We start from the raw sequence: 25,830 nt of genomic DNA, 5'->3' as shown, positions 1-25,830 counted from the left end.
CATCCGTCAAACAAAGACATTACAACGTGATTATTAACAACACCATTATTACATCGATTATTATGACCACATGCACAAGGCATGGAGGAAGATAACCGTATGGTGTAACAAATACAAACCAACAAGGCGCCTTCCTCCACATCGGGGAAGGCGTTTTTGTTTTTAACGCTAATATGAAAGTATTAAAATTCGGAGGTACCTCAGTAGGGTCGGCAACAAGTATCAAAACGCTGATCGAGATTTTAAAGCAGGAAAGCAAGGCTGAAGATAAGCCGGTTATTGTGTTATCTGCCATGAGCGGCGTAACCAACCTGTTGGCAGCAATGGCATCAAAAGCGGCAGATGGCGAAAGTTTTACACCTCAATTGGCCGAACTGCAAACGCGCCACTTTGATGCGGCCAAAAACCTGGTTGAAATTCATAACCAAAACCCTTTGCTTACCCGCCTTAAAATTTATTTTAATGAGCTTGAAGATCTGTTACAGGGTGTATTAATACTACGCGAACTTACTCCCAAAACCCGCGACCTTATTTTAAGTTATGGCGAACGCTGCGCGGCCTTAATGGTAAGCCGCATTGCCTTACAATATATCCCCGAAGTTATTTTTGTTGACAGTACTACGCTGATTAAAACCGATAGCGCTTTTGGCCAGGCTAAAGTAAATACCGAACTGAGCGAATTGCTGATCAGCAGTTTTTATGCAGATAATAAAGGTAAACTGCCCATTGTAACCGGCTTTATTGCCAGTAATGATGCCGGGCAGGTAACCACCCTGGGCCGTGGCGGCAGCGATTATACAGCTGCCATTTTCGGCTCGGCGCTAAATGCATCGGCTATTGAGATCTGGACTGACGTTAATGGTATGATGACTGCTGATCCGCGCATTGTGAAGAAAGCATTCTCACTAACCGACTTAACATATACCGAAGCGATGGAGTTATCTTACTTCGGCGCCAAGGTGATCTATCCGCCAACCATGATTCCGGCTTTTTTGAAGAAGATCCCGATTGTGATTAAAAACACCTTCGAGCCTGAGTTTGAAGGTACGGTGATCAGCCATACGTCTAAAGAGTCTCATCTGCCAATCAAGGGGATCTCATCTGTGAATGAGATCAGCGTAATTAACCTTACCGGTAGTGGCATGGTGGGCAAGGCTGGTTTTAGCGGCAGGTTATTTTCGCTGCTGTCGCGCGAGCAGATCAATGTGATTCTAATCACGCAATCGTCGTCAGAGCATACCATTACTTTCGCTGTTCAGCCGGCAGACGCACACCGTGCCAAAGCATTTATTGAGCAGGAGTTTGAGTTGGAGCTTTTGGCCAATAAATTAGAAGCCCCAATTATTGAAGATAAACTGGCTGTACTTGCCGTAGTGGGCGAAAACATGAAGCAAACGCCGGGTATGAGCGGCAAATTGTTCCACGCGCTGGGCCGTAATGGCATCAACGTTCGGGCTATTGCACAAGGATCTTCAGAATACAATATCTCTGTAATTATCTCGGCCATTGATTTGGCTAAGGCCTTGAATGCAGTGCACGATGCTTTCTTTACCCAGTTAAATAAAACATTGAATGCGTTTTGTTTAGGTACCGGTAACATCGGCCGCACCCTCTTTAAACAACTAAACCAGCACAACCAGTTTCTGCGCGAAAAGAACAAGATCCAGGTTAAAATTGCAGGGATTAGTAACAGCCGTAAAATGCTGTTTAATACCGATGGCCTGTCGTTAGAAAACTGGCAGGAAGATCTGGAGAAAAATGGTGAGCAGGCAGACCTGGAAGGTTTTGTTGAGCGTATGAAAAGCATGAACCTGCCCAACTGCGTTTTTGTAGATAATACCGCAAGCCCATTACCTATTGCTTTTTATGATAAATGTTTTAAAGCCAACATCTCTGTAGTTACCTGTAACAAGATCGGTAACTCATCTTCATACGCGCAATACCGCAGCTTTAAGGATAATGCCTTGCAGGCTGGTGTTGATTTCTTTTACGAAACCAATGTTGGCGCAGGCTTACCCATTATCCGCACGCTTCGCGATTTGATGGTGAGTGGCGACCGTGTGCAACGAATTGAAGCGATACTTTCCGGAACAATCTCTTTTATCTTTAATAACTTTAAGGGTGATGCCAGTTTCCATGATGTAGTGAAGCTGGCCCAGGAAAAAGGCTATACCGAGCCAGACCCGCGCGACGATTTACGCGGTACCGACTTTATGCGTAAGGTATTGATACTTGCCCGTGATGCAGGTTACGCTATGGAAGCATCAGACATTGTGATTGATAATATCTTGCCGCAATCTTGCCTTGACGCGCAAACGGTAGAAGATTTTTATACCGCCCTTAAAAATGAAGACGCTTTCTTTAACGATCTTAAAAACAAAGCCGAGAATGAAAAGAAAGTACTGCGTTATGTAGGTAAACTGGATAATGGCAAAGCGAGTATTAGCCTGCAGATGGTTGATGAAAACCATCCGTTCTACATGATGTCGGGTGCGGATAACATCATTGCTTTTACTACAGACCGTTATTACGAGCGCCCAATGGTAGTAAAAGGCCCCGGTGCCGGTGCTGAGGTTACCGCCGCAGGTGTATTTGCCGATTTAATAAACATCGGCGCTAATTAAGAGAGTCAAGAATCGAGCGCCAGAATCAAGATAGGATACAATCCGTGATGACGGAAGTGGAAGATATAATTCGATGGAAAAAGACATATTAATGCCAGAAGATATAAAGAAAAATGCCCAGGTCAAGCCCTTGGGCACCGATACCATCCGCGTTTTTGCGCCTGCTACGGTTGCCAATGTGGTTTGTGGGTTCGATGTGCTTGGTTTTGCTGTGGAGGCCCCAGGCGACGAGGTGATTATGCGCCTTACCGATAAACCGGGTATTACCATCAGTAAAATTACCGGCGACGATGGCCGCTTGCCGCTTAACCCGGCTAAGAATACAGTGAGCGTAAGCGTACAGCATTATTTAAATAGCATAGGCCGGCCGGATATTGGGTTCGATATCGAACTGCATAAAAAAATGCCGATAGGTAGTGGCCTGGGCTCCAGCTCGGCAAGTACGGTGGCGGGTTTGTTTGCCGCCAAAACTTTACTGGGCGACAAAAGCGAACCTGCTAAATTATTGCCTTTTGCCATGAAAGGCGAAGAGATGGCCTGCGGCCATGGCCATGCCGATAACGTTGCGCCAGCTTTAATGGGTGGCTTCGTACTCATACGCAGTTACGAGCCATTGGATGTTATCCGTTTGCCGCATCCTAAAGAACTGTATTGCGCTATTGTATTCCCAGATGTTGATGTGCCTACGCGCGAAGCCCGGCAAATTATTCGTAACAGTGTATTGCTAAAAGATGCTGTTACCCAATGGGGCAATATTGCAGGCCTTGTAAGCGGCTTATATACCAGCGACATAGATTTGATTGGCCGAAGTATGAAAGATGTGCTGATAGAGCCTGTGCGCGCCATGCTGATTCCCGATTTTTACCTGATGCGCGAAATTGCGATGAGCAATGGCGCCGTTAGCTTTGGTATCTCCGGTTCGGGGCCATCTGTGTTCGCCTTTACGCGCGATGAACAGACGGCACAGGTAATTACCAGGAAACTACAGGAACACCTCACTAAAATTAAAATAGACTCGCAAGCCTATGTATCGCCAATTAATGATGCGGGACCACGAGTGTTGGACTAGTTTATAGGGAATCAAGAATTGAGAGCCAAGAATCAAGATAAAAGATAATAACGAGGATAGGTAATGGTGTCGATTTCAGATCGGTGAAATCATTCCTCAAATCAGTGTAATCACAAAGCAATGAATTTTTACAGTACTAACAATACCGACCATCAGGTTGAATTTAAAGAGGCAGTTTTTAACAGCATGCCGCAAGACAAAGGCTTGTATATGCCTGCAAGCATTCCTAAACTGTCTGACAAGTTTCTGAATAACCTGGACGAGTATACCCTGCCCGAAATTGCATTTAAGGTGGCAAGTGCCATGCTCGATGGCGCAATCCCCGAAGAAGATCTGAAAGAGATTATCCACGATGCGATAAACTTTTTGGCCCCGGTGGTTAAACTGGAAGAGCCGGTATATGTACTGGAATTATTCCACGGGCCATCGTTGGCGTTTAAAGATTTTGGCGCCCGCTTTATGAGCAGGGTAATGAGCTGGTTTTTAAGTGTGGGCGAGAAACAGCTGGATGTACTGGTGGCCACATCAGGCGATACCGGCGGTGCTGTGGCATTGGGCTTTCTGGGCGTACCGGATACCCGCGTAACCATATTGTATCCTAAAGGCAAGGTAAGCGAAATACAGGAATTACAATTAACCACTAATGGCCAAAATATCCGTGCGCTGGAAATTGACGGTACCTTTGACGATTGCCAGGCCTTGGTTAAGCAAGCATTTACCGATAAGGAACTGAATGAGAAATTCCGTTTAACATCGGCAAACTCTATCAACATAGCCCGCTTAATTCCGCAAACGTTTTATTATTTTAATGCCTATGCGCAATTGCTGCGCCAGGGTAAAAATAAGGTAGTATTCTCTGTACCCAGCGGTAACTTCGGGAACATTGGCGCAGGCTTACTGGCCTGGAAAATGGGCTTACCCGTGCACCGGTTTATTGCGGCCACCAATGCCAATGATACCGTGCCGGCTTATTTAAAAACAGGCATTTACGAGCCTAAACCATCAGTACAAACCCTATCAAATGCTATGGATGTGGGTAACCCAAGCAACTGGGCGCGTATTGCCGACCTGTTTAAAGAAGATGTATCAGCACTAACAGGTTTAATAAGCGGTTACAGTTACGATGACGAGCAAACCAAAGAAGCCATACAACAGGTTTTCGACAAATATAATTATGTGGTTTGTCCGCATACGGCCATTGCCTGGAAGGCTTTAAAGGAGTGGGAAGTTGCGAACCCAAGTAATGACATTACCGGTGTATTTTTATCAACCGCACACCCTTGTAAGTTCCCGGATGCATTCCCTGCCGAAATTTCTGATGCCATTGTAGTGCCTGAGTCTGTAAAAGAACTGGAAGGCAAAGAGAAGCAAGCCGTGGCTTTGGGTAAAGATTTTGAAGGGTTTAAGGCATTTTTGTTAGCAAATAATTAATTAATCTCTCGTTTGTCATTGCGAGCGATAGCGTGGCAATCTCGTCGCCATTGCCTATTCGATCTGTATAGTTACGAGATTGCCACGTCGTTCCTCTTCGCAATGACAAATTTTTTTTAATAAAAAATGATCAACACCATCATCTTCGACCTCGGCGGCGTACTGATAGACTGGAACCCAAGGCATCTGTACAATAAGCTGTTTGCAGACAAAGCCGAAATGGAGCATTTCCTAACCAACATCGCCACATCTGATTGGAACGAAGAACAAGACGGCGGCCGGAGTTTACAGGATGGTACGGAATGGCTGGTACAGAAACACCCGGAACACGAAGCCAATATCCGTGCGTTTTATGGCCGTTGGGATGAGATGCTGGGCAATGCTCTGCCCGGCACGTTGGAGATTTTCAGGCGGCTGAAAGGAAGTGGTAAATACAAGATCTACGCTCTAACCAACTGGTCTGCCGAAACATTTGGCATTGCTAAAGACCGATTTGAATTTCTGAATTGGTTTGATGGCATTGTAATGTCGGGCGAAGAAAAGAGGCGCAAACCACATGCAGATTTCTATCAGATTCTGCTTAATCGCTATCACGTTAACCCGGCAGAAGCCTTATTTATTGATGATAATTACCGCAATGTATTAGCCGCGAAAGAATTGGGCATACTATCTATCCACTTCACTGCAGCAGATGATCTGGCTAAACAACTGCCAGAATACGGAGTGATAATATAAAAACAGGAGATCTTAAAAGATCTCCTGTGCTATGCGTTTAGTTGGCTCTGCGTTACCCATAGTGTAAAAGTGCAGCACCGGGGCGCCAAATTCAACCAGTTCTTTACACTGGTTAATCATCCACTCAATCCCAACTTCTTTAACATCCTTGTCGGTTTTGCAAGCCTGTACGGCGTCGCTCAAATCTTCGGGGATGTCAATATGAAATATCTTGGGCAGGTTAATTAACTGCTTGGCTGTAGTCAATGGCTTTAGGCCTGGTATAATGGGGATGTTGATGCCGTTTTCGCGGCATTGGGTTACAAACTCTTTGTATTTGCTGTTATCAAAAAACATTTGGGTTACAATAAACTCTGCCCCGCCTGCTACCTTTTGTTTCAGGTATTTAAAATCGGTTTTTAAGTTGGGCGCCTCGAAGTGTTTTTCGGGATAAGCGGCAACGCCGATACAGAAATCTGTTTTAAAAGAGGTATCCTGGTACTCGTGCAGGTAAATACCATTATTCATGTTGGTAACCTGTTCCAATAGTTCGGTGGCGTAGCAATGGCCGCCGGGGGTTGGTACAAAGCCTGCATCACCTTTGCGGGCATCACCGCGTAATACCAGCACGTTATCAATGCCTAAAAATTGCAGATCGATAAGTGCATACTCGGTTTCTTCCTTCGTAAAGCCGCCACAAATTAAATGCGGCACGGCATCTACCTTATATTTATTCATAATTGCCGCGCATACAGCCACGGTGCCGGGACGTTTACGAAATGTTACTTTCTCTAATAGCCCGCTGGCGTGTTCCTTATACAAATGATCCTCGCGCGATGAGGTTACATCAATAAACGGAGGATTAAACTCCATGAGCGGATCGATAGCGTTAAATATACCCTGCAAATTAGACCCTTTAATAGGGGGCAGTAGTTCGAAAGAAAAAAGTGTTTTGCCTTTGGCGTTGGCAATATGTTCTGTGATTTTCATTTTAGGTGTTGTGGCCCGGGCTTATCAATCTTCAATTTCTGTTTTATAATATTTGATCAATCCGCCAAGCAGGTCTTTAGTCTTTGTTATTTGTGTTAAAATTGATTCCAGATCATCATGTTTAATAAAATTCAAATCGTTGGAAAGGTAAAGTTCTGTCTCTAATTCATACATGGCGCTTCTGGCCAAGGTGAAATGCTGCAGTACTTCTTTCCTGTTCTTTCTGCCGCAACCTTCGGCAATGTTTGCTGGTATTGATACCGCTGCCCGCCTGATCTGTGATTGTAATCCCATTACTTCCTGTTGTGGAAATATGGATGTTTGAAGGTAAACTGTTTTAACTAAAAACCGCGCTTCTTTCCATGCCGCTAAATTGTTGTATGTCATTTTTCCTTGGGGTTAGAGGATTAAATATGGACTGTCAGCACCAATTTAGTAATTTAAATTGGGCCCAAGCCATCTTTCTACGGTCTCTAACGACATATTTTTCCTTTTAGCATAATCCTCTACCTGATCTTTGCTTATTTTCCCTAATCCAAAATACCGCGCTTGAGGATGTGCAAAATAAAATCCGCTTACCGATGCAGCCGGTGTCATGGCCAAACTTTCGGTCAGGTGCATGTGGGCATTATCTTCTGCTTTAAGCAAATCAAACAGGGTAGTTTTCTCGGTATGGTCCGGGCATGCCGGGTAGCCCGGTGCCGGGCGAATGCCCTGGTACTCTTCCTTAATCAAAGCCACGGTATCCAATAATTCATCTTTAGCATAACCCCAATGTTCGCGACGTACCAGCTCGTGCATCTTTTCGGCAAAGGCTTCTGCCAAACGGTCGGCCAGTGCTTTGGCTAAAATGCTGTTGTAATCGTCATAATCGGCCTCAAATTTGGCAACCAGTTCGTCGCAGCCAATACCTGTGGTAACGGCAAAGCCGCCAAAGTAATCGGGTACACCACTAGCCTTAGGTGCAATGAAATCAGATAACGCATAATAAGGCTCGCCCTTAACTTTTTCTGATTGCTGGCGCAGGGTGTGAATTTTGGTTAATAGCTGCGTGCGGCTCTCGTCGGTATACAGTTCAATGTCATCGCCAACGCTATTGGCCGGCCAGAAACCGATTACGCCGTTAGCCTGTAGCAATTTTTCTTTAATGATCTTGTCTAATAATACCTGCGCATCATCATAAAGCTTTTTGGCTTCTTCGCCAACATATTTATCATTGAAAATTTTCGGGTAACTTCCCCTTAACTCCCAGGTGTGGAAAAATGGCGTCCAGTCTATATAAGGGACTAATTCTTCCAGCGGGTATGCTTCAAAAACCTTTGTGCCAGTAAAAGTTGGCTTAGGCGGCATAGAACCATTCAGGTTAATTTCGCAGTGTTGGTTACGGGCCTCATCAATGCTAACAAAGCGCTTATCGCTCCGTTTGTTAAGGTGGGCTTCGCGGGCTTTTTCGTATTCGGCTTTGATAGACTCTACATACGGGCCTTTGTTCTCGGCACTCATCAGGTTACTGCAAACAGTAACACTGCGCGATGCATCGAGCACGTGGATAGCCGGGCCAGAATAGTTAGGCGCAATCTTAACCGCAGCATGGATGCGCGAGGTAGTTGCACCACCCACAATCAATGGAATGGTCATTCCTTCACGTTCCATCTCTTTGGCAAAGTGTACCATTTCATCAAGTGATGGGGTAATTAAACCGCTCAGGCCAATAATATCTACCTCTTGTTTCCTGGCTTCATCCAAAATACGTTGTGCGGGTACCATTACACCAAGGTCTATCACCTCGAAGTTGTTACAGGCCAGTACTACGCCTACAATATTTTTACCAATATCATGTACATCGCCTTTTACGGTGGCCATTAAAACCTTACCGGCGTTTTTGCGCGATGTGGTATCGGCGTTTTTTAATTTCTCTTCCTCAATAAAGGGTAGCAGGTAAGCCACCGCCTTTTTCATTACCCGGGCCGATTTTACCACCTGTGGCAAAAACATTTTACCGGCGCCAAAGAGGTCACCCACAATGTTCATTCCGTTCATCAGGGGGCCTTCAATTACTTCCAGTGGTTTGGCAAATTGCTGACGGGCTTCTTCTACGTCGGCATCCAGGTACTCGATAATACCTTTTACCAGTGCGTGCGAAAGGCGTTCCTCAACCGGGTTGTTACGCCAGGCTTCGTCACGTACTATCTCTTTGCCTTTACTTTTAACGGTATCGGCATATTCTACCAGTTTCTCTGTGGCTTCGGGGTTACGGTTTAGCAACACGTCTTCTACCTTAATCAGCAGATCGGCTGGGATCTGCTCGTAAACCTCCAGCATACCGGCGTTTACAATACCCATATCCATACCTGCCTTAATGGCATGGTATAAGAAGGCCGAGTGCATAGCCTCGCGCACCACGTTATTACCGCGGAACGAGAAGGAAATATTACTCACACCACCACTTACCTTGGCCATTGGCAGGTTTTGCTTAATCCAACGGGTAGCGTTGATAAAGTCGACCGCGTAATTATTGTGCTCCTCTAAGCCGGTAGCTACAGTAAGAATATTTGGGTCGAAGATGATATCCTGTGGCGGGAAACCTACTTCATCAACCAGTATATCGTATGATCGTTTACAGATCTCAATACGGCGTTCAAATGAATCAGCCTGGCCATTTTCGTCAAAGGCCATTACTACCGTAGCTGCACCGTAACTCATAATTTTACGGGCGTATTCTTTAAATTTATCTTCGCCCTCTTTGAGTGAAATCGAATTTACAATCCCTTTACCTTGTAAGCATTTTAAGCCGGCTTCAATCACAGTCCATTTAGATGAATCTACCATGATGGGCAGCTTGGCAATATCAGGTTCAGAGGCTACCAGGTTCAGGAATTTCACCATCACCGCTTCCGAGTCAATCATCCCCTCGTCCATATTAATGTCGATCACCTGGGCACCGCCCTCTACCTGTTGTCGGGCAACGGTAAGGGCTTCCTCGTAATTTTCGGCCAGTATCAGCTTAGAGAACTTGGGCGAACCGGTAATGTTGGTCCGCTCGCCAACGTTTACAAAGTTAGCTTCGGGCGTTATGGTAACAGCTTCTAAGCCACTCAGGCGCATGTGCGGCTCGGGGTGGGGGATTGGGCGAGGTTTGTATTTTTCGGCGCGATCTGCAATGCATTTAATGTGCTCTGGCGTGGTACCGCAGCAACCACCAACAATATTTACAAAGCCGGCTTTTAAAAAGTCATCTATTAAATGCGCCGTTTCGTGCGGCATTTCATCGTATCCGCCAAATTCGTTAGGCAAGCCGGCGTTAGGGTAGGCAGAGATAAATACATCGGCTTTTTGCGAAAGCTCCTCAATGTGCGGGCGCATTTCTTTAGCCCCCAATGCACAGTTTAAACCAACCGAAAGCAGGTTGGCATGGCGGATAGAGTTCCAGAATGCCTCCACCGTTTGGCCCGAAAGGGTACGGCCAGATGCATCTGTAATAGTACCCGATATCATGATCGGCAAATTTTTGCCGGTTTCGTGCGCGTAGCGTTGTACGGCAAATAATGCTGCTTTAGCATTCAGGGTATCAAAAATGGTTTCAATAAGTATTACATCACTGCCGCCATCAAACAAGCCGCGTACCTGCGCATAATAAGCATCGGCCAGGTCATCAAACGTAACTGCACGGTAGCCGGGGTCATTTACGTCTGGTGATAAAGATGCAGTACGGTTGGTTGGGCCAACGGCTCCGGCCACAAAACGTGGCTTGTCGGGCGTTTTAATATTCCACTCATCTACTGCTTCGCGGGCAATACGGGCACCTTCATAACTCAGCTCATAGTCCAGCTCTTCCAGGTGATAATCGGCCAGCGAAATGCGCTGCGTGCTGAAGGTATTGGTTTCAATAATATCGGCACCGGCTTGCAGGTACTCGTTATGTATGGCCTTAATTACATCCGGGCGTGTAATGTTCAGCAGGTCATTATTGCCCTTCAAATCAGAAGGGTGATCTTTAAACCTGTTGCCACGAAAATCTTGCTCGGTCAACTGGTACCGTTGTATCATGGTACCCATTGCGCCGTCAATTACTAATATTCTTTTCTGTAATTCTTCTCTAATACTCATATTGTTAGATATGAGATGTGAGATATGAGATATGAGATTAAAGCAGCATATCAAATAGCCTAAACTATCAGACATGTTCTCACATCTCATATCTCACATCTCATATCTTATAATAAAGCTTATTCGAAAAAGTCGGTTATACCCATCTGACTTTCGCTTATCTTTCCCAAACGTGTTTGAAGTGTTTGAGTAGAATGCAGCACCTTGTTGGCACAGGTTGCTAAGATTTCGCAGGGTCTAATCCCTCCATCTTTCTCTATAAGCGCAACAAAATTGCAAAATAAACCGGTAATATGCAAGTGGTTTAATCAATGTACGGCATATGTAGGTATGCAGATGTGCAAATGATGTGTTATGGGTGACAATGCATTGCAAGTATTACCCAGGTTAGTAAATGAATGGTTTCGTTTTCATCGGTTATTGTAGCCCCGTGTTGCGCTTATACTGCACGTGCCTTAACCACCCGGCCGGTATCCGCTTCACCCGGGTTTAGGTAGGGGGCTGTCTTCGCCTGTCGTCCCGAACTTGTTTCGGGAACCCACAGGCCAAGTATTCGTTAACATAAGTGTTACACCAGGCACGTGGGCTGCCTAAAAAAAATGACGTTTATAGATAAAACGAAAAGAGCCGCCCAACACAGGCGGCTCTTACATAACAACAACACCAAACTATCTTTATAACCGGTAGCCTATGCCGAAGCCAACTACCCATGGTTTAATTTTTACATCGGCATTAATGCTTCTTAAAACAGGGGCCAGGGCGGGGCTGCCTGCCGGGGTAAGGTTAGAGGCATCAACGGTTGCGGTGGTATTCAGGAATATTTTTTTGAGGTCGATATTAATGAACATCTTTTTGCTGATGTCAAAGTCGGCCCCGGCCTGCGCGGCAAAGGCAAATTTGTTTTTATAATCAATGTCTTGTACCACGGGGCCTTTATCTGCATTGTAAAAAATGGTGTAATTAATACCCGCGCCAACATATGGCCTAAATAAGGTGCCAGTAGGCAGGTGATACTGTAAGGTAAGCGTTGGCGGCAATAACCAAACCTTGCCCAGATCTACATTGGCAGACGAGCTACCGCCTATGGCGCTAAGGTTTGACGATGTGGTATTAACACTATGGCGGGTGGTTGCCAAAATTAATTCGGCCGAAAAGTTTTTAGCGAAGAAATAGCTAAAGTCAACTTCGGGTACCACGGTGTTAGAAATGTGCGCACCACCGCCAATTACACCAATGGTTGCACTTTCTTGCGGGATAATGCCAATGGCTCGCACACGGATCTCCCATTCGTTTTTTTCTTGTGCAAAGGCGCTTAGGGTATTTACCAGTAACAGTATTACAATAGATAGTCGTAAAATTTTCATAATGTATTTGAGTTGATTAATGGCTCAAATGTATCATGAAGGCACCAGCGGGCGTTTGATCTAAAGCAGCAATTAGGGTGATCCTAATCATTATAACAGCTACTATAGGCGGCACTAAAACAAAAAAACGCCCCGTGTACTACACGAGGCGTTTCAAAAAAGTTATGAATCCTAATTATCTCTTACGACCGAAAATCCTTAATAAAGAAAGGAACAGGTTGATGAAATCAAGATATAAGGTTAATGCACCCATAATGGCCATTTTTTTGCCAGATGCATCACCATACTCAATACCAGCGCCAATGCGTTTTAGTTTTTGCACGTCATAAGCAGTTAAGCCGGTAAATACGGCAACGCCTACGTAGCTTAAAATAATGCTTAAGCCTTCGCTGTGTAAAAAGAAGTTTACCACTGTTGCTATCACCATACCAATTAAGCCCATAATCATTAATGAACCAAATTTGGTTAAATCCTGATGGGTAGTGTAGCCGGCAATTGCCATAACGCCAAATACTGCAGATGCGGTAATGAATACCCCTGCTACAGAAGCTGCGGTGTAAACTAACAAGATAAAGCTAAGGCTAATGCCCAATAATGCTGCAAAAGCAATAAACAAAATACCCAGTACCGGGAATGATAAGCGGTTAAGCCCAAATGATATTGCCAATACAAAAGCCAGCGGGGCAAACATTACAATAGTACCCAAGCCGGTATTGCCGCCTGTAAGCGGGTCGCGAAGCGAACTTGATAAAGCTGGGTTACTTGCGAATAAGAAGGCGCAAAAGGCAGAAATGCCGAGTGCCAAAAACATCCACAAAAATACGTTTGCTATAAACCTGCGCGATGCTGCAACTTCGTCGTCCAGTTGGATAACGGTATCGTCGTAGGTGTAATTACGGTTATTTTCCATTTTATATGATATAATTTATTAATCTAAGTTAGTACAAATTTATGAAGAACAAATTAAGTGAGCCTGCGCATCAGTTGTTCTTCTATTTTTTTAAATACCTGTAAAGGCTTTAGGGCGCGCCAGTTAAAATCGTCCAGCTCGCCGCCAAAGTTAATGTAATAGTCGATGTTATTACGCTTAAACTCCTCTATCACATGCTCGCGGAAGTTAACGCCCGCTATCCAGCCATCCTCTACATCCTGAAACCACTCTTCGTAGTAACAATCGTCGGACGAGTGGAAGTTGAGCACGTTTTCGCCAATGATTACAAATTTGTTAATGCCATTATCTATCATCAGCTCAATGAGCTCGCGCTTCATCAGCATCACATCATTATTAATGGCATCATTCCATTCGCCTATCAGTTCTATAATGCTGTAGTTGCGCTCGTAATCTGCATACAATACCTTTAAGTACAAGGTGTTTGAGCCAAATGAATCCCATTGCGGGTGCAGCAAATAGTTATATACCTGCTTGTCAAACTCAAACTCATTGTATACTGTAGCGTAGAAAGGCGAAAACTCGTCTTCCGATGCTACGTAATCATCGCGCCAGCGGTAATATGGTTCTATTTCGTGCATTAGCCCCTCCAGCCTTCCTTAATGGGAAGGCTCTATTTTTGTTTGGTTATAAAATTCTACTGCTTTACGTACGCTGCCGTATTGTTGTAATAATCCGGCAGCTACAGCTTCATCAAGGCCGGTTTCAGTCATAATCATGCGGGTACCGCGGTCAACCAGTTTATGGTTAGTTAACTGCATATCCACCATTTTATTACCTTTTACACGGCCCAAACGTATCATCACCGTAGTGCTCAGCATGTTTAAAGCCAGCTTTTGTGCCGTACCGGCCTTCATCCTTGTTGATCCTGTTACAAACTCCGGACCAGTTACAATTTCTACCGGATACTGTGCCACATTTGCCACCGGACTGCCAGCATTGCATACAATACAGCCGGTTGCCAGGCCGTTTTGGTTAGCTGTTTTTAAACCGCCAATTACATAGGGCGTACGGCCCGATGCAGCTATGCCTACCACAACATCTTTGTCGTTAATGTTAAATTCCTGCAAATCGCGCCATGCCTGTTCGGCATCATCTTCGGCAAATTCAACAGCTTTGCGTATAGCACCATCGCCACCGGCAATAATACCCACCACCCAATCAAACGGAACGCCGTAGGTAGGCGGGCATTCAGACGCATCAACCACACCTAAACGGCCACTGGTGCCTGCGCCAATGTAAAATAAACGGCCGCCATTGCTCATGCGGTTCACCACTATGTCAACCAGTTTTTCCAATTGTGGGATAGCTTTGGCAACAGCGTTGGGCACGGTATTGTCTTGCTCGTTAATATGTTGCAACAGGTCTGCCACCGGCATCTGGTCGAGATTTTGGTAGTAGGAGTCCTGTTCGGTGGTGTTTTCCATGTTAGATGTTGCTGTTCATACAAAATTCAATAAAATTTTAATTAGATGAATTATCAATTAATTAAATAATTATGTTTTGAGTATCAACAATGTAAATTTGCAGGTAACAAAAATGAAACAAGCAGCATCTGTAATTTTCAGGACGGTTGTTATACTCCTTGCCGGCATTACAATAGGGCTGCTGATCAACAATCAGGGTTTTATGGCGCGGCAGGTTGCGGGCAATCATAAAATAGATAGCGCACTGCTAATCATTAACCGGCATTATGTGGATAGCGTAGGTAACGACACCCTGGAAACTAATGCCATAGGCAGTATTTTGCAGGAGCTGGACCCACATTCTGTTTACCTGCCAAGGCAGCAGGCGCAATCTGTTAATGAAAGGCTGGAAGGCCGCTTTAATGGTATTGGTATTGAATATGTTTTGCTGCGCGATACCATGTTTATATCGCAGGTATACCCCGGCAGCCCGGCATACAAGGCGGGCATAGTTAATGGCGACCGGGTAATTACCATCAATTACAAAAAATCGTCGGGTGCTAAATTAGGCACCGATAGCATTAACCACTTAATAAGAAGTACAGCCGGTAACAAGGTAGAAATGAGTGTAAGGCACTTGCTAAGCAATAATATTAACCGTTATATGCTGATGCGCGGCCATGTGCCATTGAGCAGTTTAGATGCCGCTTACCCGCTTACGCCACTAGCCGGTTATATTAAATTGAGCAAGTTTGCTACTACGACCGATAGCGATTTCAGGGCATCATTAAGAGATCTGCAAAAAAAAGGAGTTAAGAAATTGATTGTCGACCTGCGCGGAAACAGGGGCGGCTACCTCGATGCAGCCACGGCATTGGCCGATGAGTTTTTGGTTAAAGACCAGTTGATTGTTTATACCCAGGGTGCGCACGAGCAACGGGTTAATTATTATTCGAGCAACTCGGGTTTGTTTCAGGAAGGCAAGGTAGCCGTGCTGATTGATGAGTACTCGGCATCGGCAAGCGAGATTGTGGCTGGGGCATTGCAGGATTTGGACAGGGCAGTTATTGTAGGCCGGCGCTCGTATGGTAAAGGGTTGGTACAGCAGCAGTTTCCGTTTGCAGATGGTTCTGCATTAAACCTTACCGTGGCCAGGTATTACACGCCATCGGGTAGGAGTATTCAAAAGTCATATAAAAATGGCGTGGATGATTACCGCAAAGAGATAAGCGACCGCCAGCAAAAAGGAGAACTAAGGTATGCCCAGAATAACATGATGGATACTGCCTTTAAATCGCACGCTTATTACACACATGATGGCCGTAAGGTATATGGCGGCGGCGGCATTATGCCCGATGTTTTTGTACCCGAAGATACCACGGCCAATGTAAGGCTGATAGGTGAGCTGGCCGATGCCCAGCTATTTACTGCTTATGTAATTGATAAACTGCATCCCTATTTGGCCAAGCAAATTAGCCGTGAGGATTTTATCAATAAGTTTAGCGTAACTGATAACCAGCTGGATGATTTTATCATGTATGCTTCCAAAACGATAAGGGAAATGGATTCGCGCGAGATCCGGCTGGCAAGGCCGCATCTTAAACAATATATTAAGGCTTTTGCCGCCCGTTTTAAATGGGGCGATGATGCCTACTTTGAGGTGATAAACCAAGATGATAGCGGCATTAAAAAGGCGTTGACAGCTATTAACTAAACGGCATAAAAAAAGCCCTCCATATTGGAGAGCTTTTCACTAATCATTTTATTGAATATTATTCGTGGTGACCGTGGTCGCCATGATCACCGCCTCTGTCGCCACCGCCTTTATTGCCGCGATCATTGTGTCCATTATTTCCACGATCATTGCCATTGCCGCGATCGTTGTTTCCACGACCGTTTCCGCCTTGGCCATTACCATTACCGCGGCCTCTATCTCCATTCCAATGGTTTTGGTAACGTTGATCGCGGCTATCGCGAATTACAGCTTGGTCATGGCGTCCTCTGTAACCTGCATATTTGTTACGGTAAGTAACCGCGTTTCTCCATGGAGAAGGTGAATTAATTACCGCTTTGTAGCCGTGGTACATATCGTAGTTGGCATAACGCGGAGGCAATGCGCCAGAGCGAATCCATCTGCTACCCGATAAGTACACATATTGATGATTGGGTACATCATAGTAAGTATCGATATCAGGCATGTAATAAAATTCGGCATGGTCATAGCCCGTTGGGCCCCAGGCAGGCTGGCTACCTATGTTTAAGCTAAAACTAATTTGTGCATCGGCTAACTTAACGGTGAGGCTGCTGACGAGCAGCACTGCCACAAAAAGGATTTTTTTCATTTTGTAAATTTTAAGATCTGTCGGAAGGTATACTTGCTTCTTTACTAAGCTACAACCCCGATGTTTTGATAGTTGTTTCGTAATTCGGATATATGACAATCCAAATGCGTTAAAGTTTAATGGTTGATGAGTGCAACTATGTAACTGTTTGATTACATGGGCAATCATTAACGATTGAAGCCTTTTTTAACAGAAAAACAGAATGAATTATAGCCGTTTCAGGAGTTTAAAACATCCAGATACTCATCTCGCGGGATGAGGCGAGCACCCATGGAGGTTAAATGGTCGGTGGGTACCTGGCAGTCTACCAGGGTATACGCATTATTTTTACAGAGGTAAATAAGCGCTGTTTTAGAGGCATTGCTAACCCTGCTAAACATGCTTTCGCCGCAAAAAACATTGTTCATGGCTATGCCATACAGGCCACCAACCAAAATACTGTTTTCCCAAACTTCGTAAGAGTGGGCATGGCCCTCGTGGTGCAGGTTGATGTAAGCATCCTGCATTTCGGTGGTTATCCAGGTGCCGTCTTGCCCTTCGCGCGGCGCGGCGGCGCAGGCTTTTATTACGTCGGCAAAACACTGATTGACCGTGACCCTGAATTTACCTGAGTTTAAAACCTGCCGCATGCTTTTAGATACTTTCAGTTCGGCTGGGTAAAGTACAAAACGCTCGTGTGGTGAGTACCATAAAATGGGCGTATCATCGCTATACCACGGAAAAATTCCGTTATGATAAGCCAGCAGGAGGCGATCTATCGACAGGTCACCTCCTACGGCCAGCAGGCCATCATCCTCTGCCTGTGCAGGGTCCGGAAATATTAAGCGTTCGTCTAGCCCGAAAATCATCGGGTTAAAGTTAGGAAGCCTTGCGGCGGATCACTAATTTTTTATTCTGTGCTTTGGCAATATTATCCATGTATTGCTGCATCTCATTGTATTTGGCTGCAGGTATAACCTGGTTGGTTAAAACAAAACTGGTTGTGCTTACCACCTCGTTTTTATCAGCCAGATATTGGTAATTTACATTGTAACTGCCGTAAGTAAATTTAAGGCTTACGTTTGTTGGTAATGACTCCATCTCGAAGCCTGTGGGCAGGTCAATAGTTGTGGTGCAGGTTTTCTGCATGGGGTAATCAAAATAATAATCCGCATTACGCTTGTCAAGAACAGGAACTGTAACGTTCCATAAATCAAAAGCCCTTGGGCGATAAAATTGTTTCTCGCCAGCTGCCATATCATAAAACTTATCATACTCGAGGTCGAGATCTACCTGTTTCACATCATCTTTATTGTCTGAGAGTTTAAAATCAAGTAAAGAGGGTTGCTTCATGTGTAGTCGCCTGATCAAAAATTCTTTCTGATAATCAAGCTTTTGTGCAGATATGCCGATATATGTATCACGCACTTCTCCAGTACTTAAAATTTTTATCTTGGCTTTGGCCCCGCCATCTGGAGCAAGTGTAATATGCACATCGCTATTAAAGGTATTATTACTCATAGTGCTGCGGGGCGTGTTTACCAATTTTCCTCCATCTTCCGTTATAAGTAATGCATTTCGGTTTTCTGTAAATGTGCCAAGTTTACCAAATGGCTGGGTATTACTGGTACATTCTAACCAGGTTGTATCACTTTTAAAAGGGATACATAATATAATATGATTGAAGGGCCTATTCGGAAAGACAGGGTTTGCCGGCTCTTCATTTGTACCTGCATTAACTTCGGCATAATACGAGGGAATGTTAACCGCTTTTAAAAGGGCGTACATATAATTGCATAATGCTTTGCAATCGCCATATTTTTTTTGGTCAACAAAAGTTGCCGGTAGCGGTTTTAAGCCACCAATCCCTAATTGAATACTTACATACCTGACGTTTTTTTGAAGATAGTTGTATAAAAATCTAGCCTTTTCTTTGTCTGTCTTAAGGCTATCGGTCATTTTTTTTATTTCTTCTGCACGTTGCGGTGTAAGTGTGCAGACATCTGATTTAAGTCCTGATAGCCATTTTCCATAGTCAGACCAATTATTGAAAGTTCCAGCAGAGCCACAATATATAAATTGATTAATTGCAAATGATACTTTCTTCGTGATTTGCCAATTTGGAACTTCATCCTCTGGCTTTACCGATTTTAGGTTTTTAATTTGCCAATTGTAGGTGTCAAGAATACCATCTTTTGCCTTTTGAGTTTCTAACTTTATATTCTCATTGATAAAACGAAATCCCAAATCAGGGTTAACCGTCATTGTGCATACAGCGTTTTGAATAGATGTTTCTGTACCCTGTATGTACCAGCTTCCTAGATCGACAAAGCTCGAAAGATCTTCTTCATAGCTGGTTTCTATCGTGGCGGGGTAAGTGGAAATAACATGTCTTAAAGCCAAGTATCTATCGTCTGTTGCAATGGTTGCATCGTCTGTAGCCAGGGCATCATACATATCGCTTTTGCCATACTTTTTAATAAGTACGCCGGCTGCATTATATACCTTCATTTCAATGCTGCTTATTGCATCATATTTTCTGTTGTAATCAATGTGGAGATGGGCTTCACCATCAGCTTTCTCATTTAAGATAGTAACCAAACTATAATGTTTAATTACGGCTTTCCCAGGGGCTTTAATAAGGTAATCATCAGATGAATATCTTACAACTGCATTCGCGTTCTCTTTTAAAGAATCCGGTATGGTGGCTGCTTTGTACAATTCTTTGTCGATACCTTTGGGTTGTGCATACAGGGTGCCGCAGGTTATCAATGCAAAACCTATGCAGGCAAGGCGATAAATATTTTTAACAAACATCTGCGGTTATGATTTTTTCAGTACAACTTGTTCGTTCAGCATTTCCTGCATTTTTTTGTAGAACTCATGCAGTTCGGCATAATCTTCTTTAAAATAAAAAGATTTTGCATAACTCACCACGTAACGTACAGTAACTATACCGCCTTCTTCTGCAACAAAGCGCTTAATGCTGATGCTTTTATCTGGCATTATCATGCTTATACTTTTAGGCAGGGCATCGGCCTTATAACCGGCCGGCATTTTATAGGTGCCTGTTAAAGTTACGTTGTTACGATAGCCGAAATCTATATTGGTATACCTGTTTTCGCTCAAAAATGGGTTGTTGTGCAAAGCCGAAAACATGTTGGGTACAAAATAAATATAAGTACCGTCCGACCCAGTAAGATCGAGCTTAAAAGTTATGTTTTGCGAAAGCGGCAAAGAGTCGATCTCCAGGTTATCCATTTTTAAAGAAGAGATCTTTAAATTATTGTCGTGCTCGGTAAGGCTTTCGATGTATTTTTTTTCGCCATCTGTTTTATATGATTCTACAGCATTAATGCGGCCATAGCTAAGGCTGCTGATGCTGGCAGTGCCACTCATTTGTCCGTCGGTGTTAATTTCGGCATTAATGTATACTGACTTAACAGACGGGCGTTTTTTTTCTAAAAAAACCAGATCGTAAGTATTGGTCTCCTTATTAATGCTAAGACCGTAAGAATTAAGCAAATTTGCCGGTATTTCATTGTACACATTGTATTTACCGCTTGCATCCATTACATAATGGTTTGTACTGTCAATTGGGATGTATACAACAGCGCGGTTAAACTGGCGCATAAAAGGGTAGGCAGGGTTAACCTTACCGTGCGAGCGGGTGCTTACTTCCATCGGGTAAACATCTTTCACCCCCGACTGCTTAAGCAGGTGATACAGAATAATATTAATTTCGGTGGCGTTGCCGGTTTTTTTGTCCCAGGCTGTGCGGGTACCATCATTGGTGTACCATCTGTCAATACCGTTCCATTTCATGGTATTTTTAACCTCATTAAAAATATATGCAATTTTCTGTTCGTCTGTTTTTAACGCCTTGGCTTTGGTAATAATGGCTTCCTCGGCAGTTAATTTACGTTTTAACTGGTCGCCAAAATCTTCATCGTCTGCAAATGCCTCACCAACCTTTGGCCAGCTATTGGCAAAGGTTTTGCTAAAGCCGCCAATAGGTTTTACACCTATCAGCTGAAAATAAATACTTTGTAAATTATCTACATCAGAGGTCATGTACGGTTCATCGGGCAAAGAGTGGATATTTTCAAGCGCCCGCTCATCCTTTTCATTATTAAACGTGATAGCATTGGTACCGGTGCCTATTGTTTGAGACTCACTTGTATTTACCCGCTTAACAAATGCCTGGTTAACATGTGTTTGTGTTTTAAAATCTAAAAGATCCGGGATGCTGGTATCCAGTTCGCTGTATCTTACCGGTATCCCTTCCTGAAAATACCAGTTGGGCAGCCAGCTGTAAGCATGTATAATACGTGTAAATTTATACTCTACAACCGAGCCGGGTTTTACATTAGCAAACGAAAAGGTGTATTGATCCTGGTCTTTATCAATAACCTGCAAAAATATTTGCTTTTTATCAACCTTGGTTATTTCGGGTTTGCCGTCTGTCAGGTTAATAGTTTGGGCTTGCAGGCCGGTTATGCTTTCTACCTTGTTACCACCTTCAAAATCAATTTTAACGTTAGCCTCGTCTTTACCATGTTCATTAAAAATTTTAATGCGCTTATGGTATTCCATCACTATGTTAAATTCCTGGTCGTAGTATATATCGCCTTTAACAAAAAGCACCATGGCATTGGCATCACTTTCAAAGTCGCAGGTTTTTAGTTCGAGGTCGGCTTGGTCAACTTTGCCGAAAGCCTGTATACGGTTTGTTTTAACTTGTGCATGTACAGATAGCTGCAAGGTACAGCACAGAAACAAGAGGGGTAAAATTAGTTTCATTATAAATTAATAAGGTTTGTTGCTTCTAATATAGGGGTAATAATTGATACTTATAAAGTATGATATCGGCACTACTATCAACTAAAAGCCGTAATACTGGCCGTGCAGGCACAGAAATTTCATTAGTGTGTATATATAATAGCCGTGGTTAATTTTATATTGCGGGTATTACATAATTAAACCTATTGTAAAAAATAGTGTCATATTTATTTAACAGATACCCCTATGAATAATGCAAGGCAAATAAAACATCTGTATTCGAGAGCCGGTTTTGGCATCAGGTTTAAAGAATTGTATGGGCACGAGAACGCTTCGGTAAAAAAGAATGTAAAAGAACTTTTTAAAAACGCAGAGGCCGATCAGCACATTGCCGTTATTACAGAAAATATAGACCTGCGGCCCAAAGCCAATGACCCCGAGACAAAGAAGAAAAACCAGGAAGACCGAAACCAGCAGGATAAAGACTTAAATACTACCTGGCTGAAACAAATGGCCGTTTCTGATGCCCAGCTGCGCGAGCGGATGACGCTTTTTTGGCACAATCATTTTGCTTGTAATATTAACAATGCCTACCATCAGCAACAGCTTAACAATATACAGCGTACCTATGCGCTTGGTAATTTTAAAACCCTGCTCACAGCGGTTTCACAATCGCCGGCGATGCTTACCTTTTTAAACAACCAGCAAAATGTAAAGGGGCACCCTAACGAAAACTTTGCCCGCGAACTGATGGAGCTGTTTACCTTAGGAATTGGCCATTACACCGAGCAGGACATTAAGGAGTCGGCCCGCTCATTTACCGGTTGGCATTATGATGGTAAAACCTCCCAGTACACGTTTATACCCCGAATACATGACGACGGGCAGAAAACCTTTATGGGTAAAACGGCCAACTTTTGCGGCGAAGATATTATTGATATCATATTGAGCAATAAGCAAACGGCTACCTTTATTTGCACAAAGCTATACCGTTACCTGGTTAATGATACGCCCGATCCGGTACATGTAAGCCAAATGGCCGATGTATTTTACCAGGCCAATTACGAATTAAAACCCTTGCTGGAATTTGTTTTCCTGGCCGACTGGTTTTATGAGGATAAAAATATTGGCGTAATTATTAAATCGCCGGTGCAGCTGCTGGTTTCGCTCACGCGGCAGTTTTATATAGATTACCATAACCCCGATGTATTGCTGCAATTTGAGCGCACCTTGGGGCAGGTATTGTTTAAACCACCCAATGTGGCAGGCTGGCCGGGCGGCCGGGCATGGATAGACAGTTCATCATTAATGTACCGTATTAAAATAGCTTCTACGTTATTAAATGCAGGTGTTATTGATTTTACAGGTAAGGCCACCCCAGAGGATGAAGCATTTTTGGCAGCTACACACAGGCAGCAGTTCAACGTAATTAAGCGTACCCAGGCAGTGCCTGATTGGAGCCGTTTTTTGCAGGACATCCCGTTGGATATGCCCCGCATACAGGTTGCCGAATTTATGCTGGAACCCAAACTTAACCAAACCGTAATTGACGAGGTGAACCAGACACCGGATATTAAATCGATGGTGATCCAGATTGCTTCGACGCCAGAGTACCAGCTTTGTTAATTGCGTGATATTTTGATTATTACTTGTAATATTTTAACCAATAGTAATCACAGGTATACATAAATTCGCTTTGTATTTGCATGGCCGTAATATAAATACTACTTTACTTTTACCAATTATTGAAGCAACCAACAAAACCTTCATTTATGCTAAAAGATACTGTAAATATTAATGGCAAAGCAAAAGCCGATTACACATACGATGCTATTGTAATAGGCTCTGGCATTAGCGGCGGATGGGCCGCGAAAGAGTTAACCGAAAAAGGGTTAAAAACCATTATGCTGGAGCGGGGCCGTAATTACGAGCACCTAAAAGATTATAAAACTGCTACCAAAGATCCCTGGGAGTTTGAGCACCGTGGCTCTATAACACAGGCTCAGGCCAAGCAACACCCTATTATAGCGCGTAACTGGGGCGCACAGGAGCAAATTATAGATAAATGGGCCAATGATGTTGACTCACCTTATACAGAAGTTAAGCCTTTTAATTGGTGGCGCGCTTACCAGTTGGGTGGCCGGTCGCAGTTGTGGGGCAGGCAAAGTTACCGTTGGAGCGATCACGATTTTGAAGCCAATGCCAAAGATGGCTGGGCTATTGACTGGCCGATAAGGTATGCTGACCTGGCACCCTGGTATGATTACGTAGAAAAGTTTGCAGGCATCAGCGGATCGAGGGATGGCCTGGAGCAACTACCAGACGGGCATTATTTGCCACCCATGCAAATGAATGTGGTAGAAAAAGATGTTGCACGCCGCATTAAAGAAAAATATAAAGGCAGCCGCCATATGATCATTGGGCGTACCGCTAACTTAACACAAGCTATACCGGGCCGTACAGCATGCCAGTTTAGAAACCGTTGCTGGGAGGGTTGCCCGTTCGGCGGGTATTTTAGTACGCAATCGTCTACCTTGCCTGCTGCTGTGGCTACGGGTAACTTAACGGTGAGGCCTTTCTCTATCGTTACCAAAATTATTTATGATAAAAACACCCAAAAGGCTACCGGGGTAGAGGTGCTGGATGCCGAAACAAACCAAACTTATGAGTACCATGCCAAAATAGTATTTGTTAATGCATCGGCATTAAATAGTGCCTGGGTATTAATGAATTCGGCTACCGATGTATGGCAAGGCGGCTTGGGCAGCAGTAGTGGCGAACTTGGGCACAACGTAATGGACCACCACTATAACCTCGGCGCATCCGGCATGATTAACGGTTTTGAAGATAAATACGTATACGGTCGCAGGGCCAACGGTATCTATATCCCGAGGTTTACCAACCTGTTTGGCGACAAGCGCGATTACTTGCGTGGCTTTGGCTACCAGGGCAGCGCGAACCGCGAAGACTGGAGTAGGGATGTAGCCGAAATGCAGTTTGGAGCGGGTTACAAAGAAGCACTGGTTGAGCCGGGACAATGGAGCATCGGCATCACCGGTTTCGGTGAATTGCTGCCGTACCATGAAAACAAGATCTCGCTTGATAAAAGTAAGAAAGATAAATGGGGGCTGCCTGTTTTGGCCATGGATGCCGAACTAAAGGAAAATGAGCAGAAAATGCGGGTTGATATTATCTCCGAAGCAAAGGCAATGCTGGAAAGTTCGGGCGTTAAAAATGTTAAAACATGGAATAACGGGCACCATGTAGGTGACGGTATTCACGAAATGGGTACTGCACGTATGGGCCGCGACCCTAAAACATCGGTATTGAATGGGCATAACCAGGTTTGGGATGCCAAAAATGTATTTGTGACCGATGGTGCCAGCATGACTTCGTCTGCCTGCCAGAATCCCTCGCTTACTTATATGGCATTAACGGCCAGGGCCGCAGACTACGCAGTTAAAGAATTAAAAAAAGGTAACATTTAAGCTTCGGAACCATGAACAGAAGAGACGCAATTGGCAGAGTGGCATTATTAATGGGCGGAACCATTATTGGTGCAGAGTTTTTTTTAAGCGGATGTAAAACAACATCAAATAAGGTTGAAGATTTATTTGGAACAGAAGATGTTTCCTTTTTTAATGAAGTAGGCGATGTGATAATACCCGAAACCAATACCCCCGGCGCAAAAGCTACCAATGTGGGTGGCTTTATGGCCATAATGGTGAGAGATTGTTACAAGCCCGAAGACCAGAAAATATTTTTGACGGCGAAAAACAATATCGATAAAGCGGCCCAAAAACAGTTTGATAAAGATTTTCTGGCTTGTGATATGAAACAGCGCACAGCGGTTTTAAACACACTGGATACCGAGCAAAAGGAATATAATAAGCATAAAGATAAAAAGGCGCCAAATCATTATTTCAGGATGGTTAAAGAGCTTACCCTGCTAGGTTACTTTACATCAAAACCGGGTTGTACCCAAGCCTTGCGCTACGTGGCCATACCCGGGAAATTTGAAGGCGATGTACCTTATAAAAAAGGAGACAGGGCTTGGGCAACACGTTGATGTT

19 protein-coding genes and 1 riboswitch are annotated in these 25,830 nt (G+C 44.1%); of the genes, 8 read left to right on the top strand and 11 right to left on the bottom strand.

Translation table 11 applies throughout. The features are described from left to right. The first annotated feature begins 173 nt into the window (after window positions 1–173). From thrA to RG47T_RS21125, 4 genes are all read left to right on the top strand, one after another. Window positions 174–2,624, top strand: a complete 2,451-nt coding sequence (thrA, locus tag RG47T_RS21140) for a bifunctional aspartate kinase/homoserine dehydrogenase I (protein ID WP_074491473.1) — start codon at window positions 174–176, stop codon at window positions 2,622–2,624. 91 nt (window positions 2,625–2,715) lie between these two features. Beyond that, a complete protein-coding gene (locus RG47T_RS21135; RefSeq protein ID WP_074493634.1) occupies window positions 2,716–3,693 on the top strand; it encodes a homoserine kinase in 978 nt (325 codons plus the stop codon). A 120-nt stretch (window positions 3,694–3,813) separates the two neighbouring features. Then, on the top strand, window positions 3,814–5,124 hold the full coding sequence (gene thrC, locus RG47T_RS21130) for a threonine synthase (RefSeq protein ID WP_074491472.1): 1,311 nt from the start codon (window positions 3,814–3,816) through the stop codon (window positions 5,122–5,124). Between the two features lie 126 nt (window positions 5,125–5,250). Further along, a complete protein-coding gene (locus tag RG47T_RS21125; RefSeq protein ID WP_074491470.1) occupies window positions 5,251–5,859 on the top strand; it encodes an HAD family hydrolase in 609 nt (202 codons plus the stop codon). 12 nt (window positions 5,860–5,871) lie between these two features. On the opposite strand, the gene metF is transcribed toward RG47T_RS21125, so the two are convergent. From metF to murQ, 7 genes are all read right to left on the bottom strand, one after another. Next, complete coding sequence (metF, locus tag RG47T_RS21120; RefSeq protein WP_074491468.1) at window positions 5,872–6,828, bottom strand: methylenetetrahydrofolate reductase [NAD(P)H]; 957 nt, start codon at window positions 6,826–6,828, stop codon at window positions 5,872–5,874. Window positions 6,829–6,852: 24 nt separating this feature from the next. Next, window positions 6,853–7,215, bottom strand: a complete 363-nt coding sequence (locus RG47T_RS21115) for a four helix bundle protein (RefSeq protein WP_074491466.1) — start codon at window positions 7,213–7,215, stop codon at window positions 6,853–6,855. 45 nt (window positions 7,216–7,260) lie between these two features. Next, window positions 7,261–10,935, bottom strand: coding sequence for a methionine synthase (metH, locus tag RG47T_RS21110; protein WP_074491464.1), 3,675 nt, complete (start codon window positions 10,933–10,935; stop codon window positions 7,261–7,263). A 154-nt stretch (window positions 10,936–11,089) separates the two neighbouring features. Continuing rightward, window positions 11,090–11,200, bottom strand: a riboswitch (SAM riboswitch). A 409-nt stretch (window positions 11,201–11,609) separates the two neighbouring features. Then, entirely contained in the window at window positions 11,610–12,299 is a 690-nt protein-coding gene (locus RG47T_RS21105; protein WP_074491462.1) for an OmpW/AlkL family protein, read from the bottom strand. A gap of 175 nt (window positions 12,300–12,474) precedes the next feature. Continuing rightward, window positions 12,475–13,209, bottom strand: a complete 735-nt coding sequence (locus tag RG47T_RS21100) for a Bax inhibitor-1/YccA family protein (RefSeq protein WP_074491460.1) — start codon at window positions 13,207–13,209, stop codon at window positions 12,475–12,477. 53 nt (window positions 13,210–13,262) lie between these two features. Beyond that, window positions 13,263–13,829 carry a hypothetical protein gene (locus tag RG47T_RS21095; protein ID WP_074491459.1) on the bottom strand — a complete coding sequence of 189 codons (567 nt, stop codon included), beginning with the start codon at window positions 13,827–13,829 and terminating at the stop codon, window positions 13,263–13,265. A gap of 18 nt (window positions 13,830–13,847) precedes the next feature. Beyond that, the gene (gene murQ, locus RG47T_RS21090; RefSeq protein ID WP_074491457.1) at window positions 13,848–14,675 is read right to left on the bottom strand and encodes an N-acetylmuramic acid 6-phosphate etherase; all 828 of its coding nucleotides are present in this window, start codon (window positions 14,673–14,675) and stop codon (window positions 13,848–13,850) included. 112 nt (window positions 14,676–14,787) lie between these two features. Between murQ and RG47T_RS21085 the strand changes: the two genes are divergently transcribed. Beyond that, window positions 14,788–16,368 carry a S41 family peptidase gene (locus tag RG47T_RS21085; RefSeq protein ID WP_074491455.1) on the top strand — a complete coding sequence of 527 codons (1,581 nt, stop codon included), beginning with the start codon at window positions 14,788–14,790 and terminating at the stop codon, window positions 16,366–16,368. A gap of 58 nt (window positions 16,369–16,426) precedes the next feature. Here the strand turns inward: RG47T_RS21085 and RG47T_RS21080 are convergent, their stop codons facing one another. The 4 genes from RG47T_RS21080 to RG47T_RS21065 all read right to left on the bottom strand — a co-directional run bounded on the left by RG47T_RS21080 (window position 16,427) and on the right by RG47T_RS21065 (window position 21,778). After that, complete coding sequence (locus RG47T_RS21080; RefSeq protein ID WP_216351086.1) at window positions 16,427–16,996, bottom strand: hypothetical protein; 570 nt, start codon at window positions 16,994–16,996, stop codon at window positions 16,427–16,429. Window positions 16,997–17,214: 218 nt separating this feature from the next. After that, entirely contained in the window at window positions 17,215–17,844 is a 630-nt protein-coding gene (gene aat / locus RG47T_RS21075; RefSeq protein ID WP_074491453.1) for a leucyl/phenylalanyl-tRNA--protein transferase, read from the bottom strand. A gap of 10 nt (window positions 17,845–17,854) precedes the next feature. Beyond that, the gene (locus tag RG47T_RS21070; protein WP_074491451.1) at window positions 17,855–19,792 is read right to left on the bottom strand and encodes a DUF3858 domain-containing protein; all 1,938 of its coding nucleotides are present in this window, start codon (window positions 19,790–19,792) and stop codon (window positions 17,855–17,857) included. A 6-nt stretch (window positions 19,793–19,798) separates the two neighbouring features. Continuing rightward, on the bottom strand, window positions 19,799–21,778 hold the full coding sequence (locus RG47T_RS21065) for a DUF3858 domain-containing protein (RefSeq protein ID WP_083627484.1): 1,980 nt from the start codon (window positions 21,776–21,778) through the stop codon (window positions 19,799–19,801). A gap of 225 nt (window positions 21,779–22,003) precedes the next feature. Between RG47T_RS21065 and RG47T_RS21060 the strand changes: the two genes are divergently transcribed. The 3 genes from RG47T_RS21060 (at window position 22,004) to RG47T_RS21050 (ending at window position 25,826) form a co-directional block, all read left to right on the top strand. Next, window positions 22,004–23,383, top strand: coding sequence for a DUF1800 domain-containing protein (locus tag RG47T_RS21060; protein ID WP_074491448.1), 1,380 nt, complete (start codon window positions 22,004–22,006; stop codon window positions 23,381–23,383). Window positions 23,384–23,529: 146 nt separating this feature from the next. Continuing rightward, complete coding sequence (locus RG47T_RS21055) at window positions 23,530–25,245, top strand: GMC oxidoreductase (protein ID WP_074491446.1); 1,716 nt, start codon at window positions 23,530–23,532, stop codon at window positions 25,243–25,245. A gap of 11 nt (window positions 25,246–25,256) precedes the next feature. Beyond that, window positions 25,257–25,826 carry a gluconate 2-dehydrogenase subunit 3 family protein gene (locus tag RG47T_RS21050; protein WP_074491445.1) on the top strand — a complete coding sequence of 190 codons (570 nt, stop codon included), beginning with the start codon at window positions 25,257–25,259 and terminating at the stop codon, window positions 25,824–25,826. Window positions 25,827–25,830 lie beyond the last annotated feature (4 nt).

Source organism: Mucilaginibacter polytrichastri (assembly GCF_001911425.1).
Classification (GTDB): domain Bacteria; phylum Bacteroidota; class Bacteroidia; order Sphingobacteriales; family Sphingobacteriaceae; genus Mucilaginibacter; species Mucilaginibacter polytrichastri.
Note: the sequence above shows the minus strand (reverse complement) of the source record. Positions and strands in the feature narration are given on the sequence as shown.

Excerpts from the sequence above, each read along its gene's own strand:
- thrA (WP_074491473.1), top strand. The coding sequence starts at position 174 with ATGAAAGTATTAAAATTCGGAGGTACCTCAGTAGGGTCGGCAACAAGT.
- RG47T_RS21135 (WP_074493634.1), top strand. The coding sequence starts at position 2,716 with ATGCCAGAAGATATAAAGAAAAATGCCCAGGTCAAGCCCTTGGGCACC.
- thrC (WP_074491472.1), top strand. The coding sequence starts at position 3,814 with ATGAATTTTTACAGTACTAACAATACCGACCATCAGGTTGAATTTAAA.
- RG47T_RS21125 (WP_074491470.1), top strand. The coding sequence starts at position 5,251 with ATGATCAACACCATCATCTTCGACCTCGGCGGCGTACTGATAGACTGG.
- metF (WP_074491468.1), bottom strand. The coding sequence starts at position 6,828 with ATGAAAATCACAGAACATATTGCCAACGCCAAAGGCAAAACACTTTTT.
- RG47T_RS21115 (WP_074491466.1), bottom strand. The coding sequence starts at position 7,215 with ATGACATACAACAATTTAGCGGCATGGAAAGAAGCGCGGTTTTTAGTT.
- metH (WP_074491464.1), bottom strand. The coding sequence starts at position 10,935 with ATGAGTATTAGAGAAGAATTACAGAAAAGAATATTAGTAATTGACGGC.
- RG47T_RS21105 (WP_074491462.1), bottom strand. The coding sequence starts at position 12,299 with ATGAAAATTTTACGACTATCTATTGTAATACTGTTACTGGTAAATACC.
- RG47T_RS21100 (WP_074491460.1), bottom strand. The coding sequence starts at position 13,209 with ATGGAAAATAACCGTAATTACACCTACGACGATACCGTTATCCAACTG.
- RG47T_RS21095 (WP_074491459.1), bottom strand. The coding sequence starts at position 13,829 with ATGCACGAAATAGAACCATATTACCGCTGGCGCGATGATTACGTAGCA.
- murQ (WP_074491457.1), bottom strand. The coding sequence starts at position 14,675 with ATGGAAAACACCACCGAACAGGACTCCTACTACCAAAATCTCGACCAG.
- RG47T_RS21085 (WP_074491455.1), top strand. The coding sequence starts at position 14,788 with ATGAAACAAGCAGCATCTGTAATTTTCAGGACGGTTGTTATACTCCTT.
- RG47T_RS21080 (WP_216351086.1), bottom strand. The coding sequence starts at position 16,996 with ATGAAAAAAATCCTTTTTGTGGCAGTGCTGCTCGTCAGCAGCCTCACC.
- aat (WP_074491453.1), bottom strand. The coding sequence starts at position 17,844 with ATGATTTTCGGGCTAGACGAACGCTTAATATTTCCGGACCCTGCACAG.
- RG47T_RS21070 (WP_074491451.1), bottom strand. The coding sequence starts at position 19,792 with ATGTTTGTTAAAAATATTTATCGCCTTGCCTGCATAGGTTTTGCATTG.
- RG47T_RS21065 (WP_083627484.1), bottom strand. The coding sequence starts at position 21,778 with ATGAAACTAATTTTACCCCTCTTGTTTCTGTGCTGTACCTTGCAGCTA.
- RG47T_RS21060 (WP_074491448.1), top strand. The coding sequence starts at position 22,004 with ATGAATAATGCAAGGCAAATAAAACATCTGTATTCGAGAGCCGGTTTT.
- RG47T_RS21055 (WP_074491446.1), top strand. The coding sequence starts at position 23,530 with ATGCTAAAAGATACTGTAAATATTAATGGCAAAGCAAAAGCCGATTAC.
- RG47T_RS21050 (WP_074491445.1), top strand. The coding sequence starts at position 25,257 with ATGAACAGAAGAGACGCAATTGGCAGAGTGGCATTATTAATGGGCGGA.